Here is a 17525-nt window from a genome sequence, read left to right as displayed (position 1 = left end):
ACGCATGGCCTTCGAAGTTGATGAAGACATACTGCAAGACTTTTTGGTCGAAGCATCAGAAATATTGGAACAGTTGTCTGAACAACTGGTCGACTTGGAAAAGCGGCCCGATGACAAGAATCTGTTGAATGCCATCTTTCGCGGCTTCCATACCGTCAAGGGGGGAGCGGGTTTCCTCTCCCTGACCGAACTGGTAGACGTCTGCCACGGTGCCGAGAACCTGTTCGACATGCTGCGCAACGGCAAGCGAACCCTCAGTGCCGAGCTGATGGATGTCATCTTGCAGGCCCTTGATGCCATCAACGTCATGTTTGCCCAGGTACAGAACCGGGAGCCGACCAGCCCGGCCTCTGCCGATCTGCTGCACGATTTGCACGAACTGTGCAAACCCGAAGGGCAGGAGCAGTTGCGTACCGCCAGTGTCGCCGCCCCGCAGCAGCCCGAGCCTGAACCCGAACCCGTCATCGTCGCCCAGAGCGCGCCTGTGGCCGTCAACGGTGGCGGCTCCATCGACGAGATCTCTGCCGACGAATTCGAGCGCCTGCTGGATGAACTGCACGGTGCCGGCAAGGCGCCGACGGTCTCTGCCGCCCCCGTGTTGAGCGGTTCGGGCGATATCACGGACGACGAGTTCGAGGCCTTGCTCGATCAGCTGCACGGCCAGGGCCAGCATGGCGGCGCTCCGGATCTCTCCCCACTGCAATCGGTACAAAAAGAGGTGGACGAGCTCATCGACGACGACGAGTTCGAACGCCTGCTGGATGAATTGCATGGCCGTGGCCAGGCGCCGCAGCACAGCATGGCGGCTGCTCCGGCTCCCGAGCCCAAGGCTCCCGCCGCGCCCGTGACCCCGCCCAAGGCGCCGGTCGCGGCTAGCGCCGCCCCCGCCAAACCCGCTTCTGCACCGGCCAAGCCGGCCCCGGCACCAGCCCCTGCCAAGCAGGCGGCCCCCGCCGAGAGCAGTGCGGTGCAAAATGACACCACAGTGCGGGTGGATACCAAGACCCTGGACGTCATCATGAACATGGTGGGGGAACTGGTGCTGGTGCGAAACCGCCTGGTGAGCCTCGGCATCGCCAGCAACGACGAAGAGATGTCAAAGGCGGTGGCCAACCTGGATGTGGTGACCGCCGATCTGCAGGGCGCGGTCATGAAGACCCGCATGCAACCTATCAAGAAAGTCTTCGGCCGCTTCCCGCGCGTTGTGCGCGATCTCGCCCGCACCCTCAAGAAAGATATTGAGCTGGTGATGGTGGGTGAAGAGACGGATCTCGACAAGAACCTGGTGGAGGCCCTGGCCGATCCCCTGGTTCACCTGGTGCGCAACTCCTGCGACCACGGCGTCGAGATGCCGGACGTGCGGGAGAAGGCGGGCAAACCCCGTCAGGGCACCATCACCCTGAGCGCCTCCCAGCAGGGTGACCATATCCTGCTCTGCATCGAGGATGACGGCGCCGGCATGGATCCGGAGAAGCTCAAAGCCATCGCCATCAGTCGTGGCGTGCTCGATGCCGACAGCGCGGCGCGCATGAGCGACAACGATGCCTACAACCTGATCTTTGCCCCCGGTTTCTCGACCAAGTCCGAGATCTCCGACATCTCGGGCCGTGGCGTCGGCATGGATGTGGTGAAGACCAGCATCGTCAGCCTCAATGGCTCTGTGCACATAGATTCGACCTGGGGCAAGGGCACCCGCCTTGAGATCAAGGTTCCCCTGACCCTGGCCATACTGCCGACCCTGATGGTGGAAGTGGGTGAACAGACCTTCGCCCTGCCGCTTGGCTGCGTGAACGAAATATTCCATCTGGATCTGAAGAAGGCCAACGTGGTGGACGGCCAGCTCACCATCATAGTCCGCGACAAGGCGATCCCGCTGTTCTACCTGCACAAGTGGCTGGTCCGCGGGGCCGGCAGGACGGCACGCCAGGACACAGGCCACGTGGTCATAGTCCAGATCGGCACCCAGCAGGTGGGCTTCGTCGTGGACAACCTCATCGGTCAGGAAGAGGTGGTGATCAAACCTCTGGACAATCTGCTGCAAGGGACCCCCGGCATGGCCGGCGCCACCATCACCAGCGATGGCGGCATCGCCCTCATCCTGGATGTGCCCAGCCTGCTCAAGGCCTATGCCCGCCGCCACTGAGCGTCTGGCTCAAGGAGTTAAAAGAATAACAATGGCAGTCAAGGTATTAGTGGTCGACGATTCGAGTTTCTTCCGTCGCCGGGTCAGCGAGATCATCAATCAGGATCCCCTGATGACGGTGATCGATACGGCTCAGAACGGTCGGGAGGCGGTAGACAAGGCGCTGCAGTTGCGGCCTGACGTCATCACCATGGACATCGAAATGCCGGTGCTCGATGGCATCAGCGCCGTACGCGAGATCATGGCCAAGTGTCCGACCCCCATACTGATGTTCTCCTCGCTGACCCACGAGGGGGCTAAGGCGACCCTGGATGCACTGGATGCCGGTGCCCTGGATTTCCTGCCCAAGAAGTTCGAAGACATAGCCCGCGACAAGGATGAGGCCGTCAAGCTGCTGCAACAACGCGTCAGGGAGATCGCCCGCAAGCGCTTCCTGATGGCGGCCGCCAGACCCCGGGCGCCGGAGCCCCTGGTGCGCCCCGCCCTCGGAGCTGCCTTGGCGCGTCCTCTTGATCGCCAGCCCGAGCCGGTCCGCGCCGCGGCGCCCGCCAGCTTCAAGCGCAGCGGCAAGAGCTATCAGCTTGTGGCCATCGGCACCTCCACCGGTGGCCCGGTGGCGCTGCAGAACGTGCTGACCAAGCTGCCCGGTGACTTCCCTCACCCCATATTGCTGATCCAGCATATGCCCGCCACCTTCACCGCCGCCTTTGCCGCCCGTCTCAACGGTCTGTGCCAGATCGGGGTCAAGGAGGCGGAGGACGGTGACGTGCTCAAGCCGGGTCACGCCTACCTGGCCCCCGGTGGCAAGCAGATGCTGCTGGAAGGGCGCGGGCCCGGGGCTCGCCTTCGCATCATAGAGGGCAATGACAAGGTCAACTACAAGCCCTGCGTCGACATCACCTTCGCCTCGGCCGCCAAGATCTACGGCGACAAGGTGCTGGCCATAGTGCTGACCGGCATGGGAGCCGATGGCCGGGACGGGGCGCGTCTGCTCAAGGAGCAGGGCGCCACCATCTGGGCCCAGGATGAAGCCTCCTGCGTGGTCTACGGCATGCCCCAGGCGGTTGCCAAGGCGGGCATAGCAAGTGAATCCCTGCCGCTGGACAGGGTTGCCCAGCGCATCCTGGTCGAGTTGGGCCGCTAACGATGGGCATGCTTCGGCTGCTCCTGGCGCTGGGGGCTATTGCCATTGCCCAACTGTGGCATGGCGGCAACCTGTGGACGCTGCTAGACGGCCCCGCTTTCGTCATCGTGCTGGGTGGTACCTGGGGTGCAGTCATTTTGCAGACGCCAGCAAGTACATCCTGCTGGCGCGATAAGACAGCCCGCTGTTATGCTTTTTACCCCTCCCCACTGGATCTGGTCGCACGCAGGCCGAACGATTGCAGTCCTGGGCCGTCTTTGCGCGCCAGCAAGGGCTGCTGGCCCTTGAAAATCAGGCCGAGCAGGAGGAGCGACAACTTTACCCGTCAGGGGCTCACCATGATAGTGGATGGGGTCTCCACAGAGGATATCCGTATGCTGCTGGAAGCGGATATCGATATCGAGCAGGAGCGCAATGAACATGCCGCCAGGGTATTTGAAGCCATGGGGGGTTACAGTCCGACCATCGGGATCATCGGTGCCGTGCTGGGCCTGATCCAGGCCATGTTTCATCTCGAAGACCCGTCAGCGCTGGGGGCCGGTATCGCCGTGGCATTTGTCGCAACCATCTATGGGGTGGGCTTTGCCAACCTCATCTACCTGCCGATCGCCAACCGGCTGCGGGCATTTCACTATCATTACGCACTCTTTCAGGAGATGACGCTGGAAGGGCTGCTGGCCATCGCCCATGGTGAAAATGGCTGTGCAGGTTGAACGGCGGCTCAAGGCTTATCTGAAAGGAGAGTAGCCATGCGCAAGCGCTATCGGTTGCACTTGCAGGGTCGCGAGCATCTTGACCGCTGGCTGGTCTCCTATGCCGATTATATGACGCTGATCTTCGCCCTGTTCGTGGTGCTCTACTCCGTTGCGCTGGTCAACAAGGACAAGTATCGCGCGGTGATCGATGGCATGACCCAGGCGTTCAACGTCATGCAGTCCACGCAGCGATGGCTTGCTGGAAGGGCAGGGTAATTCCCTGCTGGATAAACGCGGTATCTGCCTCTCCATCGTTGCTGGAAAGCCCAGCATCCCCCTCTCCTTCACTTGCTCCTATTTCTGGTGTGCCAGTGCTGCAAGATGGCGCGACACTTGCAAAACTCGATATGCAGTTGCAACAGAGCATGGGCTCGCTGGTGGATGCCGGGGTCGTCAAACTGACGCAAGATGACAACTGGCTGACGGTTGAACTGAGTTCCGGCTTGTTGTTTGGCAGCGGCAGTGCCTTTTTGAGTACCAATGCCGCACCGGTCATTAATACTCTTTCAAGTATTCTCAAACCGGTCGATAACTATGTAAGGGTTCGGGGTTATACCGATAACCAACAGATAAATAATGAAATTTATCGTTCTAACTGGGCGCTTTCTGCTGCTCGGGCCGAAGCGGTACTCAATGGTTTGATCGCCAATGGGATAGCCCCGCAGCGGTCTGGCGTTCGAGGCATATGGCGAGTTCTCCCCCTTCGCTGACAACGGCAGCGAGCAGGGCAGACTGCAGAATCGCAAGGTTGTGGTCGCTATCTCCAAGTTTCGCCTGGGTGCCGCCAGCACCTGTGTTGCAACTCCCCCGGTAGTTGCCGAACCGGCCTGCTGTACAACAGGCGGTGGATGCAGGAGAGATAAAGGTGATCACCTTGCCCGGTGGTGGCATACGCATAACAACAAGGCAGGATTGATACAGTGATTGTTTGGACGGTTGCCAACCAGAAAGGTGGTGTCGGTAAAACCACCACAGTGGTCTCGCTGGCGGGTATCCTGGCCCAGCGTGGCCAGCGGGTGCTGTTGATTGATACCGACCCCATGCCTCGCTGACTGCATATCTTGATTTTGATTCAGATCGGCTGGATGGAACCCTCTATGAGCTGTTTCAGGCTGTCAAACCGACAGCCGAGCTTGTCAATAAACTGACGCTGCAAGACCAAGTTTGAAAATATCAATTTGCTGCCCGCATCTATTACCTGGCGACCCTTGATCGGGTCATGGGCAACCGGGAGGGCATGGGGCTGGTACTCAAGCGTGCCCTGTTGCGGGTGCAGGATCAGTATGACTATGTGCTCATCGACTGCCCGCCCGTGCTGGGGGTGATGATGGTCAATGCGCTGGCGGCCTGCGATCGCATCCTGGTGCCGGTGCAGACCGAATTTTTGGCCTTGAAGGGGCTGGAGCGGATGATGAAGACCTTCGAGATCATGCAGCGATCCAAGCGGGACAAGTTCCGCTATACGGTGATCCCGACCATGTTCGACAAGCGTACCCGGGCCTCCCTGATGACGCTGCAGTCCATCAAGGAGCAGTATGGGGAGGCGGTGTGGAATGCGGTCATTCCCATCGACACCAAATTCCGGGATGCCAGCCTGCTGCACATACCCCCGTCCATCTATGCACCGGGCAGCCGTGGCACCTATGCCTACGAGACACTGCTCAACTTTATTGATGCGCTGGAGCGTCAACGAACCCAGGATGTGAAGCCATGAGAGAGACCACCCAGGTTCGGGCCATGGATGACTATTTCCACTCCCTGCTGCTCGATGAGCCACTGCTGCTGGATGAAGTGGAAGAGGTTCAATCTGCCCCTGTTTTACAGTTGCAACGTCAGCCCCAGCGTCCCTAAGGTGGTCGCAACACCTACCTCGAAGCGATCACGGCTGGCCCAACTTGAGTGAGCTGCTGGCTCAGGTGGGACAGGTCCAGTTCGAAATGATGCCTTCATGAAGAGGTCGTCAGCGAGCCGCTCCGCTGGAGATTGTGGCCGAGGATGCACTGCTGCCGGTGGAGCCTGAATGGCCTGACGCCCGAGGTGATCCCGAGGTTGCAGAGCCCCATACGCTGGTCCTGACCGAAACCGCGCTGGAGGTTGCTCCGGTAGAGGCCAGCACCCTGTTACCTGGGAAAATATCGATACCGGCAAAGAGTTTCAGGCCCTTTTCTTTGAAGTCGCCGGGTGTGACCTTTGCGGTGCCGTTGACCGAGCTGGGCGGTATTCATCAGCTGGGCGAGATGACCTCCCTGTTCGGCCAGCCGGGCTGGTACAAGGGGATCATGACCTCCCGGGAGCAGAAGATGAACGTGGTCGACACGGCCCAGTGGGTCATGCCGGGCCAGCATCTGGAGATAGACGAGTACAAATATCTGATTATGCTGGGGGAATCACCCTGGGGACTTGCCTGCCATCATCTGAAAGGGACTGAGTTATTACACCGTGACCAGGTGAAATGGCGCCATCAGGAGGGCAAGCGCCCCTGGCTGGCGGGCATGGTCAAAGAAATGTGTGCCCTGCTGCACGTCCGCGAATTGCTCCTGTTGCTGGAGCGCGGGGTGAACATAGAAGGTCGCTGATAACTTCTGCACTCGAGCTGTTTTATTGCTAATTTTACCCGTTGACGGGTTCATACAAGGATCAAGAAGATGACAGAGAAGCGCAATATTGCACAAAATCTGGCCGAGGACGAAGTGCTGCAGTGGGTGACCTTCCAGTTGGAAAACGAGACCTATGGCATCAACGTGATGCAGGTCCAGGAGGTGTTGCGCTACACCGAGATAGCCCCGGTACCGGGTGCGCCCGACTATGTGCTGGGCATCATCAACCTGCGTGGCAACGTGGTGACCGTCATCGACACCCGCTCCCGTTTCGGCCTGCCTGCCGGTGATGTGAGCGAGAATTCCCGCATCGTCATCATAGAGGCGGAGAAGCAGGTGATCGGCATCATGGTGGACAGCGTGGCCGAGGTGGTCTATCTGCGCTCCTCCGAGATCGACGCCGCCCCGGCGGTGGGCACCGAGGAGAGCGCCAAGTTCATCCAGGGTGTCAGCAACCGCGACGGTCAGCTGCTGATCCTGGTGGATCTCAACAAGCTGCTCTCCGACGAAGAGTGGGACGATATTGGCTCCCTGTAACGGCGGGTCAAAAAGTGATACAACAGCGGTCCCGGATCTGCCCGCGGCACCTTGATGCCGAGCGGGACCCTGTGATAGGAAGGTGATGTTTGATGATTGAATTGCCGCCTTGGGGTTGTCCTTGCTGGCCTTGGTGCTTGCCCTGTATCTGGTCTGATTGGCACCGCCGCAGTCAAGCAGAGTCCGAGGCCAGTGTGGCAACCTGCAAGGTCAGTTGGAAAGCTTGCGCAAGCAGATGATGGAGCTGCATACCGGTGCCATTGGCATGGGCCAGCGTCTGCAGTCGGTCGAAGGGGCGATGCAGCAGGTCAATGAGCGCCAGCAAGAACTGACCCTGCAGGATCCGGAACGCAGGCTTTACAGCCGCGCGGCCAAGATGGTGGAACTGGGCGCCGACCTCGATGAGGTCATGAGTGAGTGCGAGTTGCCAAAGGCCGAGGCCGAGCTGTTGATATCATTGCGAAAAGGTCGCTCATGAATGTTCAGGAAGGCAATTGCCTTCCTGAATTTTATGGCGTCCGCCTTCCTGCGTTGAGCAGGCCTCTACTTCAAGGCTTTGTGATCCCGGTCCACAAATCCTGCTGATTGTTGGCATCTTTGAAAAGACGCTTCCAATACTGTGTTAATATGCAGGCCGCTTCTTTTCACTGATTACATCCTCATGCTGCTTCAAATTCACAATCTGAGCTGCGTGCGTGAAGATCGCACTCTGTTTGAACATCTCTCCTTTGCGGTGCGCCCGGTGATCTGGTGCAAATTGAAGGCCCCAACGGGGTAGGGCAAGACCAGCCTGCTGCGCTTGCTGACTGGGCTGTCGCAACCGTTTGCCGGTGAGGTGTGCTGGAATGGGGAGAATATCCGCACTGCCGCGATGAGTATCATGCCAATCTGCTCTATCTCGGCCATCAGCCCGGCGTCAAAGCGGCGCTGACCCCTTTCGAAAACCTCGCCTTCTACCAGAAGTTGCATCACCCGCAGCGATACCAGCGTGGACTTGTGGCAGGTACTGGCCCAGGTCGGTCTGGCCGGGTTTGAAGACAACCCCACCGGGCAGCTCTCTGCCGGGCAGCAGCGCCGGGTGGCGCTGGCCAGACTCTGGCTGTCAGCGAAACCGGCGCTCTGGATCCTCGATGAGCCCTTTACCGCCATCGACAAGCAGGGGGTCAAGGTGCTGGAGCAGCTCTTTCTGACCCACGCCGAGCGGGGGGGCATGGTGATCCTCACCACCCATCAGGACCTGACCCTGATGCAGGGGCGCCTGAAGACACTGTCGCTGACCTCGTTGTTGCAGGAGTAGCCATGTTGCGCGCCGTCATACACCTTATTCACCGCGAGTTGCTGATGGCCCTGCGCCAGCGCGCCGACATCTTCAACCCGCTCTGGTTCTTCCTCATCGTCATCACCCTCTTTCCCCTCGGCATCGGGCCCGAGCCCCAGCTGCTGGCCCGCATCGCCCCCGGCATCATCTGGGTGGCAGCCCTGCTGGCGGCCATGCTCTCCCTGGAGCGGCTGTTTCGCGATGACTTCAGCGACGGCGCCCTGGAGCAGATGATGCTGATGCCCCATCCCCTTGGGCTGCTGGCGCTGGCCAAAGTGATCGCTCACTGGTTGCTGACCGGCCTGCCGCTGCTGCTGGTTTCCCCGCTGCTCGCCATCCTGCTCTCCCTGGACATGAAGAGCTATCTGGCCGTGGTGGCCACCCTGGCCCTGGGTACTCCGGTGCTGAGCCTGCTCGGGGCCGTCGGGGTGGCGCTGACGGCGGGCCTGCGCAAGGGGGGCGTGCTGCTCAGCCTGCTGCTGCTGCCGCTCTATATCCCGGTATTGATCTTCGCCACCTCCGCCATAGATGCGGCCAGCATGGGGTTGCCCTACGGGGGGCAACTCGCGATCCTGGGGGCCATGCTGGTGGGGGCCCTGACCCTGACGCCCCTGGCCATCTCGGCGGCACTGCGGGTCAGCGTCAACTGATTAATTATCAAAAAAGCCTCTTTTGAGGCTGTTTTGTGAAAAATATAATTGAGATAGATCAAGGGGATGGCTGCTTATTGCTTTGGGGGGATATGATGTTTCCCGCCGGTGGGTATGGTAGGCCTCGCCACTTAAAAATTAATAACTGAAAGGTTCTGTGAGCTATGTGGAAATGGTTGCACCCTTATGCCAAACCCGAGCGCGCCTATGGGCTGGCCGGCACCCTGCTGCCCTGGTTTGTCGTGACAAGCCTGCTCGCCTTCATCATAGGCACCGTCTGGGGGCTGGCCTTTGCCCCCGCCGATTATCAGCAGGGAGACTCTTTCAGGATCATCTACATCCATGTGCCTGCCGCCATCCTCTCCATGGGAGCCTACTCCACGATGGCGGTGGCGGCCTTCATCGGCCTGGTGTGGCAACTGCGCATGGCGGACATGACGGTGGCGGCCATAGCCCCGGTGGGCGCCGTCTTCACCTTCATCGCCCTCTTCACCGGTGCCGCCTGGGGCAAGCCCATGTGGGGCACCTGGTGGGTCTGGGATGCGCGCCTCACCTCCGAGCTTATCCTGCTGTTCCTCTATCTTGGGGTCATCGCCCTCTACAACGCCTTCAGCGACAAGGTAGTGGCGGGGCGCGCCGCCGGCATACTGGCCCTGGTGGGGGTGATCAACCTGCCGATCATTCACTACTCGGTGGAGTGGTGGAACACCCTGCACCAGGGCGCCTCCATCACCAAGTTTGACAAGCCCTCCATCTCCCCCGAGATGCTGTGGCCGCTGCTCATCATGATACTGGCGTTTACCACCTTCCTCGGGGCCCTGACCCTGATGCGGTTCCGCAACGAGCTGCTGATGCGGGAGTGGCACCGCCCCTGGGTTGCCGACATCGCCAGACAGGAGAAGTAAGCATGCACTTTGCCTCATTCAGCGATTTCATGGCCATGGGCGGTTACGCCTTCTACGTCTGGCTCTCCTTCGGTCTGACCGCGCTCTGCCTGGTCGGCATCGTCATTTCCACCCGGTTGAAAACCCGCAGCCTGCTCGGCGAATTGCGCAACAAGCAGGCCCGCGAGGCTCGTCGCAAGGCGGCCCAGCAGATGGAGAACACCCTATGACCCCGAGACGCAAGAAACGCCTCACCATCATTCTGGCCATCAGCCTGGGCCTCGCCAGCGTGACTGGCCTGGTGCTCTATGCCCTCAGCCAGAACATCGATCTCTTCTATACCCCGAGCGAGCTGGTGGAGGGCAAGGGGCCGGAGAAGGTCAAGCCGGAAGAGGGCCAGCGCCTGCGCATCGGCGGCCTGGTGGTGCCGGGCTCGGTGCAGCGGGATCCCCAGAGCCTCAAGGTGGCCTTCAAGCTGATAGACAACGGTGGCCATCTGGTGACGGTGGAATTTGACGGCATACTGCCGGACCTGTTCCGGGAAGGGCAGGGCATAGTCGCCCAGGGCACCCTCAAGGACGCGACCACAGTGGCCGCCTTCGAGGTGCTGGCCAAGCACGACGAGAACTACATGCCGCCGGAGGTGGCGGACGCCACCAATGGCATGCACTTCAAGCCCGAGTATACCGAGGCGCAATTGCAGGGGGCCAAGCAATGATGCCTGCAGTCTTGATCTCGTGTTCAGCTCGTTTCGCCGCCGGATCGGTATGTTTCACCCTGCCATCGAAAGGAAATAGTCAATGATCCCCGAATTTGGGCAGTTCTCACCGTCTCATGCCTGTGCGCCGGTTCTGGTCGCGGTGCAATTGAAAGGAAGTCAGCCATGATCCCTGAACTGGGGCAATTCTCACCGTCTCATGCCTGTGCACCGGTTCTGGTCGCGGCGCAATTGAAAGGAAGTCAGCCATGATCCCTGAACTGGGGCAATTCGCACTGATCCTGGCCTTTGCCACCGCCCTGCTGCTGGGGAGCTATCCGCTGATCGGCGCCAAATTGGGGCGCCTCGGCATGATGTCGGCGGCCCGTCCGCTCGCCTACAGCCAGTTTCTGCTGCTGCTGCTCTCCTTCCTCTGCCTGACCTGGGCCTTCGTCGACAACGACTTCACCGTGCAGTACGTGGCCACCAACTCCAACAGCCTGCTGCCGCTGCAGTACCGCATCTCGGCGGTGTGGGGGGCTCACGAGGGTTCCCTGCTGCTCTGGGTGTTGACCCTGGGGGGCTGGACCGCGGCCGTGGCCCTGTTCAGCCGTCGCCTGCCGCTGGATGCGGTGGCGCGGGTGCTGGGGGTGCTCGGGCTCATCTCGGTGGGCTTTACCGCCTTCGTGCTGTTCACCTCGGATCCCTTCACCCGCACCCTGCCGTACTTCCCGGTAGATGGCCGCGACCTCAACCCCCTGCTGCAGGATCCCGGTCTCATCTTCCACCCGCCCATGCTCTACATGGGCTACGTGGGCTTCTCGGTGGCTTTCGCTTTTGCCATCGCCTCCCTGATGACAGGCAGGCTCGATGCCACCTGGGCGCGCTGGTCCCGTCCCTGGACCATGGCGGCCTGGGTCTTCCTGACCCTTGGCATAGTACTCGGCTCCTGGTGGGCCTATTACGAGCTCGGCTGGGGCGGCTGGTGGTTCTGGGATCCGGTGGAAAACGCCTCCTTCATGCCCTGGCTGGCGGGCACGGCCCTGCTGCATTCGCTGGCGGTGAGCGAGAAGCGCGCCACCTTCAAGGCCTGGACTGTGCTGCTGGCGCTCTCGGCCTTCTCCCTGAGTCTGCTGGGGACCTTCCTGGTGCGCTCCGGCGTGCTGGTGTCCGTCCACGCTTTTGCCTCCGACCCGACCCGCGGCCTCTTCATCCTGGGCTTCCTGCTGGCGGTGATAGGCAGCTCCTTGCTGCTGTTCGCCTTCAAGGGCTCCCAGGTCAAGAGCCACGGCAAGCATGAGCTGTGGAGCCGCGAGACCCTGCTGCTTGGCAACAACATACTGCTGGTGGCGGGCCTGCTGACCGTGCTGCTCGGCACCCTCTTGCCCCTGGTGCACAAGGAGCTGGGGCTTGGCAGCATCTCCATCGGCACCCCCTTCTTCAACCACATCTACAGCTGGCTGATCATCCCGTTCGCCTTGCTGCTGGGGGTCGGGCCGCTGTTCCGCTGGCGCCGTCAGGAGCTCGGTGAGCTCAAGGGCAAGGTAGTGCTGGCCCTGGGGCTGAGTCTGGCCGCCGCCCTGCTGCTGCCGCTGCTCTTCGCCGGTGAGTTCAAGCCCTGGGCAGCGCTCGGCATAGGCCTGGGTACCTGGATCATCATCACCAGCATCCAGGAGACCTGGGTGCGCGCCACCCACAAGCACAGCTTTGCCACCGGCGTGCGCCGCCTCGGCAACAGCCACTGGGCCATGATCCTGGGCCACGTGGGGCTGGCGGTCAGCATCATAGGCATCGCCTGCACCCAGAACTACAGCATCGAGAAGGACTTGCGCATGCAGGCCGGTGACAGGGTGCACTTCGCCGACTACGAATTCGTGTTCACCGGTATCAGCGAGAAGAACGGCCCCAACTACGACGGCTTCAAGGGGGTGCTGGAGGTGCACAGGAACGGCAAGCAGGTGGCCCTGCTCAAGCCCGAGAAGCGGATGTACAAGGTCAGTCGCATGCCGATGACCGAAGCCGCCATCGACGCCGGCTTCACCCGTGATCTCTATGCGGCGCTGGGCGAGCAGCTCGACAACGGCGCCTGGGCGGTGCGTATCTACTACAAGCCCTTCGTGCGCTGGATCTGGTTCGGTGGCGTCTTCATGGCCATCGGCGGCGTGCTGGCCATGCTGGACAAGCGCTACCGGTTCGGCCGTCGTGACGAGGAGACCAAGGCATGAGCAAGAAGACCTGGCTGTTTCTGCTGCCCTTCATCATCTTCCTGATGGGGGCCGTGTTCCTGTTCAAGGGGCTCTACTCGGACCCCACTAAGCTGGAATCCGTGATGGTGGACAAGGAGGTGCCCGTGTTCACCCTGCAGGACATCTACGACCTCGACAAGCAGCATGATCGCAGCATCTTCAAGGGGCGCCCCATGCTGCTCAACGTCTGGGCCACCTGGTGCCCGACCTGCTATGGGGAGCACACCTACCTCAAGCAGCTGGCGGGGCAGGGTATTCCCATCGTCGGCATGAACTACAAGGATGAGCGGGACAAGGCCATCAAGTGGCTGGCTGAGCTCGGCAATCCCTATGAGGTCAACCTCTATGATCCGGATGGCATGCTGGGGCTGGATCTGGGGGTCTACGGCGCCCCCGAGACCTTCTTCATCGACAGCCAGGGCATCATCCGTTATCGCCACGTGGGGGACGTCAATCCCGAGGTCTGGGCCTCGACCCTCAAACCCATCTTCGATGCCATGAAGTGAGGGCCGCTTTGATGAAAACGCTTATTGCATCCCTGTTGCTGCTGGGGGGCCTGCTGGGCGCCGGCCAGGCCAGTGCCGCCATCGACGTCTACACCTTCGACAGCGATGCCCAGGAGCAGACCTTCCGCGAGCTGACCAAGGAGCTGCGCTGCCCCAAGTGTCAGAACCAGGACATCGCCGACTCCAATGCGGGGCTCGCCAAGGACTTGAGGGACAAGACCTACCAGATGGTGCGGGACGGTAAAAACAAGGAGGAGGTGGTGGATTACATGGTGGCCCGTTACGGCAACTTCATCCTCTATGATCCGCCCCTGATGGCCTCCACCCTGATCCTCTGGCTTGGCCCCCTGCTGGTCATTGTCATCGGTGCCGCCACTGTGGTGGTGCGCAGCCGCCGTGCCCCGGCGGCGACAAAACGAATGAATAACGCCCTGAGCGAAGAAGAGCGGCGCCGTCTGGCCGAGCTGCTCAAAGAGGAAGAGAAACAATGACCGCATTTTGGATAGTGATCGCGGCCCTGCTGGTGCTGGCGAGCCTGGCGCTGATCCTGCCGCTGTGGCGCGGCGAGGGTCGCCAGAGCATCAGCCGTTCGGCCCTCAACAAGCAGCTCTATCGCCAGCGTCTGCTGGAGATAGGCGAGGAGCGTGAGCAGGGGATACTGGCCGAGGAGTCCGAGTCCCTGGTAGAGCTGCAACGCAGCCTGCTGGACGACATCCCCGACGTGGAGCAGAGCGCCCGCGGCGGCAAGAGCCTGATCTGGATCCCGGGTGTGCTGGTGCTGGTGGTGGTGAGCCTGGGGCTCTACTACCAGCTCGGCTCCTGGCGGGAAGTTCAACGCTGGCAGGATGCCAGCAGCCGGCTGGGGGAGCTGAGCAACCGCATCCTGGTGGAGCGGGATAGCGATGTTACCGAACAGGATCTGCTGGACTTCACCCTGGGGCTGCGCACCCGGCTGAAAGAAGAACCGAACGACTACCGTGGCTGGCTGCTGCTGGGGCGCCTGACCCTGGATGGTAACGATCCCGAGATGGCCCGCGAGGCGCTGGAGCGAGCCTACTCCCTGGCGCCGCAGAAGGCCATGGTGGCGGTGCCCTACGCCCAGGCGCTGATGATGACGGGGGATGAGGCGCAAGCGGATGCCCTGCTGCAGGCGGCTATCGCGCAGGATCCGGACAATATCGAAGCGCGCTCCGTCTATGCCTTCATGGCGCTGCAAAAAGAGGACTTCCAGACCGCGCTGCAACGCTGGCGCGAGATGTTGCCGCTGATGGAGAAAGGCTCCCCGTTACGTGATGGTGGAGCGCTCCATGGACTATGCCCGAGCAGCAGCTGAAGCAGCGCGGCATCGCCGGTGACGAATTCAGCCAGCCAAAGGCGAGCGGGCAGAACGCAGGGACAGGTGCTGGCGGTGAAGGAGGGGGAGTTCCCCTCAAGGTCACGCTGGCACCCGGCATCCAGCTGCCGGAGGATGCCCACCTGTTCGTCTTTGCGGTGATCCCCAATGGTCCGCCCATGCCCATCGCGGTCAAGCGCATCCCGGGTCCGCAGTTGCCCCTCACCCTGTCACTGGGGGATGGGGATGCCATGATGGAGGGGAGCAAGCTGGCGGCCTATCCCGAGCTGCAGTTCAAGGCGCGCCTCTCCCGGGGCGGCAACGTCATGAACAAGGAAGGAGCCTTCGAGGGGGTCTCGGTCACAGTGCCGACCACCAGCATCCCTACAGCGCCGATTGACATCCGCATCGATCACGCACTCTAATACGCCTTTGGCCCGGCCCCTGGATGGGGCCGGGTTACCTATAATTCAGATAAATCAAAATAAAAGCTCAGGACTTCCATATGTATGTGCGTGTAGGGGCATTGATGGTGGCCTTGTTGCTGGGGGGCTGTGCTGGTGGCCCACCCAAGCCTGGCCCGAGAGTCTGGATCTCAAGGAGACCCGGCATGAATAATCCGGGTGCGACCAGCACGGCCAGCCGATCCGCGCGACCCCTTCCAGGGGGCCAACCGGGCCATGTGGGCGGTCAACTATGATGTGCTGGAGCCCTATGTGGCACGTCCTGTGGTGCATGGCTATGCCCGCTATTCCGGTAGGGGTGAAGGATGGCATCGAAAACCTGGTGGAAAACTTCAACGAGCCGAGCAGCATGGTCAACCATCTCATCACCGGCGATTTGAAAGGGGCGGGCACCAACCTGGGGCGCTTTACCCTCAACACCACGGTCGGTCTGCTGGGTATCTTCGATGTGGCCAAACATGCCGGTCTCGAGCGCAACAAGCTGGAGATGGATACCGTGCTGGGCAGGGCCGATATCGGTGATGGTGCCTACATCATGGTGCCTGTCTACGGCCCGACCACCACCCGCAAGCTGGTTGGCGATACCGATGGATACCATCTATTTCCCCTATGCCTTGTTGACCTTCCCGCTGAAGGTCACCCACTGGGCGCTGGATGGCTGGGGCACCCGTGCCAAGCTGATCGATCAGGAGCGGATCATCGACAACGCCCTCGATCCTTATGCGCTGACCAAGGACTTCTATCTGCAGTATAACCAGGGCAAGGTGACCGGCAAGTCAGACCGAGCTCAAGCAAGAGCAGCAGGAGAAGCAGGACGACGATGCCAATCTGGACGACTATATGGATGAGTTGGACCAGTAATGTCGGGCCTGCTCGATATGTAAAAGGCGCCTGCGGGCGCCTTTTTCATCTCTGCTGTGCTACAGGCATATAAAAAACGCCCCGCAGTGCGGGGCGTTTTGGCAAGAAAAAGGCTATCAGGCAGCCAGGTTCTTGGCCACGAATTCCCAGTTGACCAGGGCCCAGAAGGTTTCCATGTACTTCGGACGCAGGTTGCGGAAATCGATGTAGTAGGCGTGCTCCCACAGGTCGACGGTCAGCAGCGGGGTGGTCCCGGCTTCGGTCAGCGGGCAGCCGGCGTTGGAGGTGTTGACGATGGCCAGGGAGCCGTCAGCTTTCTTCACCAACCAGGTCCAGCTGGAGCCGAAGTTGCCGATGGCAGACTTGGTGAACGCATCCTTGAACTCGGCGAAGGAGCCGAACGCCTTGTTGATGGCATCGGCCAGGGCGCCGGTGGGTTCGCCACCGCCGTTCGGGGAGAGGCAGTGCCAGTAGAAGGTGTGGTTCCAGATCTGGGCGGCGTTGTTGAAGACACCGCCAGTGGAGGTCTTGATGATCTCTTCCAGAGACTTGCCTTCAAACTCGGTACCCGGCACCAGGTTGTTCAGGTTGACCACGTAGGTGTTGTGGTGCTTGCCGTGGTGATATTCCAGGGTTTCCTGGGAGATGTGCGGTTCCAGAGCATTGATTGCATAGGGCAGAGCGGGAAGTTCGAAAGCCATTTTCTACTCTCCATTGGCTGGGCCGTGCGAAGGCGACGGTTGCAAGACATTGCGTACTCTTTTCTATGTTGAAAAGAATTGTTCTTGAAATGATGGGGCCAGACGGCCCAAAGCCCGTCGATTGTAACAGCATCAAAGATGGGCGAACAACTCTTGATTCTCGCCATGATCCGGATCAAGCTGCGGCGTATTGATTCATCACTTCTTGCATTCGGGACGGTTTGCCAGTTTGTGGTCTGCCCGGTTTGCAGTAGAATGGCCGCCGAAATCGCTCTAGTGAGGCATTTATGGAAACTATTGAAAAGATCAAACAGCAGCTGGCTGAGAATCCAATCATCCTGTACATGAAGGGATCCCCCAAGCTACCCAGCTGCGGTTTCTCTGCCCAGGCCTCCCAGGCCCTGATGTCCTGTGGCGAGCCCTTTGCTTACGTCGACATCCTGCAAAACCCGGACATCCGTGCCGAGCTGCCGAAATTTGCCAACTGGCCGACCTTCCCGCAACTCTGGGTGGAAGGTGAGCTGGTCGGTGGTTGCGACATCATGATCGAGATGTTCCAGGCCGGCGAGCTGCAGACCCTGATCAAGGAAGCTGCCGCCAAGCACAAGCAGGATGATGCCGCCGCCGAATAAGGTCGCATCCGCATCATGCAAAAAGGGGAGCCATTGGCTCCCCTTTTCTATGGGTGC

At 60.7% G+C, this 17525-nt stretch carries 12 protein-coding genes and 8 pseudogenes; 19 read left to right on the top strand and 1 reads right to left on the bottom strand.

Going from position 1 to position 17525, the window contains the following annotated elements; translation table 11 throughout:
- The first annotated feature begins 4 nt into the window (after positions 1-4).
- The 18 genes and pseudogenes from ACF2JD_RS03255 (at position 5) to ACF2JD_RS03170 (ending at position 16135) form a co-directional block, all read left to right on the top strand.
- A complete protein-coding gene (locus ACF2JD_RS03255; protein WP_440986752.1) occupies positions 5-2143 on the top strand; it encodes a chemotaxis protein CheW in 2139 nt (712 codons plus the stop codon).
- 31 nt (positions 2144-2174) lie between these two features.
- A complete protein-coding gene (locus tag ACF2JD_RS03250; protein ID WP_106887467.1) occupies positions 2175-3287 on the top strand; it encodes a protein-glutamate methylesterase/protein-glutamine glutaminase in 1113 nt (370 codons plus the stop codon).
- Between the two features lie 2 nt (positions 3288-3289).
- Positions 3290-4034 (top strand): annotated as a pseudogene (locus tag ACF2JD_RS03245) (flagellar motor protein).
- A 2-nt stretch (positions 4035-4036) separates the two neighbouring features.
- A pseudogene (locus tag ACF2JD_RS03240) lies at positions 4037-4958 on the top strand (flagellar motor protein MotB).
- Between the two features lie 4 nt (positions 4959-4962).
- Positions 4963-5756, top strand: a pseudogene (locus ACF2JD_RS03235) (ParA family protein).
- Positions 5753-6618, top strand: a pseudogene (locus ACF2JD_RS03230) (chemotaxis protein CheW). Before ACF2JD_RS03235 ends, ACF2JD_RS03230 begins: the two co-directional pseudogenes overlap by 4 nt.
- Before the next feature lie 69 nt (positions 6619-6687).
- Positions 6688-7176 carry a chemotaxis protein CheW gene (locus tag ACF2JD_RS03225; RefSeq protein ID WP_005333026.1) on the top strand — a complete coding sequence of 163 codons (489 nt, stop codon included), beginning with the start codon at positions 6688-6690 and terminating at the stop codon, positions 7174-7176.
- 100 nt (positions 7177-7276) lie between these two features.
- Positions 7277-7654: pseudogene (locus tag ACF2JD_RS03220) on the top strand (DUF2802 domain-containing protein).
- A 183-nt stretch (positions 7655-7837) separates the two neighbouring features.
- Positions 7838-8473 (top strand): annotated as a pseudogene (gene ccmA / locus ACF2JD_RS03215) (cytochrome c biogenesis heme-transporting ATPase CcmA).
- A gap of 2 nt (positions 8474-8475) precedes the next feature.
- Entirely contained in the window at positions 8476-9144 is a 669-nt protein-coding gene (gene ccmB / locus ACF2JD_RS03210; protein WP_025326266.1) for a heme exporter protein CcmB, read from the top strand.
- Positions 9145-9308: 164 nt separating this feature from the next.
- Positions 9309-10049 carry a heme ABC transporter permease gene (locus ACF2JD_RS03205; RefSeq protein WP_429100373.1) on the top strand — a complete coding sequence of 247 codons (741 nt, stop codon included), beginning with the start codon at positions 9309-9311 and terminating at the stop codon, positions 10047-10049.
- 2 nt (positions 10050-10051) lie between these two features.
- Positions 10052-10258: a heme exporter protein CcmD gene (gene ccmD, locus ACF2JD_RS03200; RefSeq protein ID WP_106887463.1), complete on the top strand. Its 207-nt coding sequence runs from the start codon at positions 10052-10054 to the stop codon at positions 10256-10258.
- A complete protein-coding gene (gene ccmE / locus ACF2JD_RS03195; RefSeq protein WP_139744873.1) occupies positions 10255-10746 on the top strand; it encodes a cytochrome c maturation protein CcmE in 492 nt (163 codons plus the stop codon). Before ccmD ends, ccmE begins: the two co-directional genes overlap by 4 nt.
- A gap of 248 nt (positions 10747-10994) precedes the next feature.
- Complete coding sequence (locus ACF2JD_RS03190; RefSeq protein WP_440986751.1) at positions 10995-12950, top strand: heme lyase CcmF/NrfE family subunit; 1956 nt, start codon at positions 10995-10997, stop codon at positions 12948-12950.
- On the top strand, positions 12947-13477 hold the full coding sequence (locus ACF2JD_RS03185) for a DsbE family thiol:disulfide interchange protein (protein WP_025326271.1): 531 nt from the start codon (positions 12947-12949) through the stop codon (positions 13475-13477). Before ACF2JD_RS03190 ends, ACF2JD_RS03185 begins: the two co-directional genes overlap by 4 nt.
- 11 nt (positions 13478-13488) lie before the next feature.
- The gene (locus tag ACF2JD_RS03180) at positions 13489-13968 is read left to right on the top strand and encodes a cytochrome c-type biogenesis protein (protein WP_234569918.1); all 480 of its coding nucleotides are present in this window, start codon (positions 13489-13491) and stop codon (positions 13966-13968) included.
- Positions 13965-15235, top strand: a pseudogene (ccmI, locus tag ACF2JD_RS03175) (c-type cytochrome biogenesis protein CcmI). The gene ACF2JD_RS03180 and the pseudogene ccmI overlap by 4 nt, the downstream one beginning before the upstream one ends.
- An 80-nt stretch (positions 15236-15315) precedes the next feature.
- Positions 15316-16135 (top strand): annotated as a pseudogene (locus tag ACF2JD_RS03170) (MlaA family lipoprotein).
- A gap of 116 nt (positions 16136-16251) precedes the next feature.
- Here ACF2JD_RS03170 and sodB read toward each other — a convergent pair.
- Positions 16252-16836, bottom strand: a complete 585-nt coding sequence (gene sodB / locus ACF2JD_RS03165) for a superoxide dismutase [Fe] (RefSeq protein WP_005331469.1) — start codon at positions 16834-16836, stop codon at positions 16252-16254.
- A gap of 287 nt (positions 16837-17123) precedes the next feature.
- Here sodB and ACF2JD_RS03160 point away from each other — a divergent pair, with 287 nt between their 5' ends.
- Entirely contained in the window at positions 17124-17468 is a 345-nt protein-coding gene (locus ACF2JD_RS03160; RefSeq protein WP_025326276.1) for a Grx4 family monothiol glutaredoxin, read from the top strand.
- The last annotated feature ends 57 nt before the right edge of the window (positions 17469-17525 follow it).

The sequence above is a fragment of the Aeromonas ichthyocola genome, assembly GCF_046087985.1.
GTDB classification, from domain to species: Bacteria; Pseudomonadota; Gammaproteobacteria; order Enterobacterales; family Aeromonadaceae; genus Aeromonas; species Aeromonas rivipollensis.
Note: the sequence above shows the minus strand (reverse complement) of the source record. Positions and strands in the feature narration are given on the sequence as shown.

What these genes read in the sequence shown, in the direction of transcription:
- sodB (WP_005331469.1), bottom strand. Translation starts at nt 16,836, where the DNA reads ATGGCTTTCGAACTTCCCGCTCTGCCCTATGCAATCAATGCTCTGGAA.
- ccmD (WP_106887463.1), top strand. Translation starts at nt 10,052, where the DNA reads ATGCACTTTGCCTCATTCAGCGATTTCATGGCCATGGGCGGTTACGCC.
- ACF2JD_RS03250 (WP_106887467.1), top strand. Translation starts at nt 2,175, where the DNA reads ATGGCAGTCAAGGTATTAGTGGTCGACGATTCGAGTTTCTTCCGTCGC.
- ACF2JD_RS03160 (WP_025326276.1), top strand. Translation starts at nt 17,124, where the DNA reads ATGGAAACTATTGAAAAGATCAAACAGCAGCTGGCTGAGAATCCAATC.
- ACF2JD_RS03205 (WP_429100373.1), top strand. Translation starts at nt 9,309, where the DNA reads ATGTGGAAATGGTTGCACCCTTATGCCAAACCCGAGCGCGCCTATGGG.
- ACF2JD_RS03190 (WP_440986751.1), top strand. Translation starts at nt 10,995, where the DNA reads ATGATCCCTGAACTGGGGCAATTCGCACTGATCCTGGCCTTTGCCACC.
- ACF2JD_RS03180 (WP_234569918.1), top strand. Translation starts at nt 13,489, where the DNA reads ATGAAAACGCTTATTGCATCCCTGTTGCTGCTGGGGGGCCTGCTGGGC.
- ACF2JD_RS03255 (WP_440986752.1), top strand. Translation starts at nt 5, where the DNA reads ATGGCCTTCGAAGTTGATGAAGACATACTGCAAGACTTTTTGGTCGAA.
- ccmB (WP_025326266.1), top strand. Translation starts at nt 8,476, where the DNA reads ATGTTGCGCGCCGTCATACACCTTATTCACCGCGAGTTGCTGATGGCC.
- ACF2JD_RS03225 (WP_005333026.1), top strand. Translation starts at nt 6,688, where the DNA reads ATGACAGAGAAGCGCAATATTGCACAAAATCTGGCCGAGGACGAAGTG.
- ACF2JD_RS03185 (WP_025326271.1), top strand. Translation starts at nt 12,947, where the DNA reads ATGAGCAAGAAGACCTGGCTGTTTCTGCTGCCCTTCATCATCTTCCTG.
- ccmE (WP_139744873.1), top strand. Translation starts at nt 10,255, where the DNA reads ATGACCCCGAGACGCAAGAAACGCCTCACCATCATTCTGGCCATCAGC.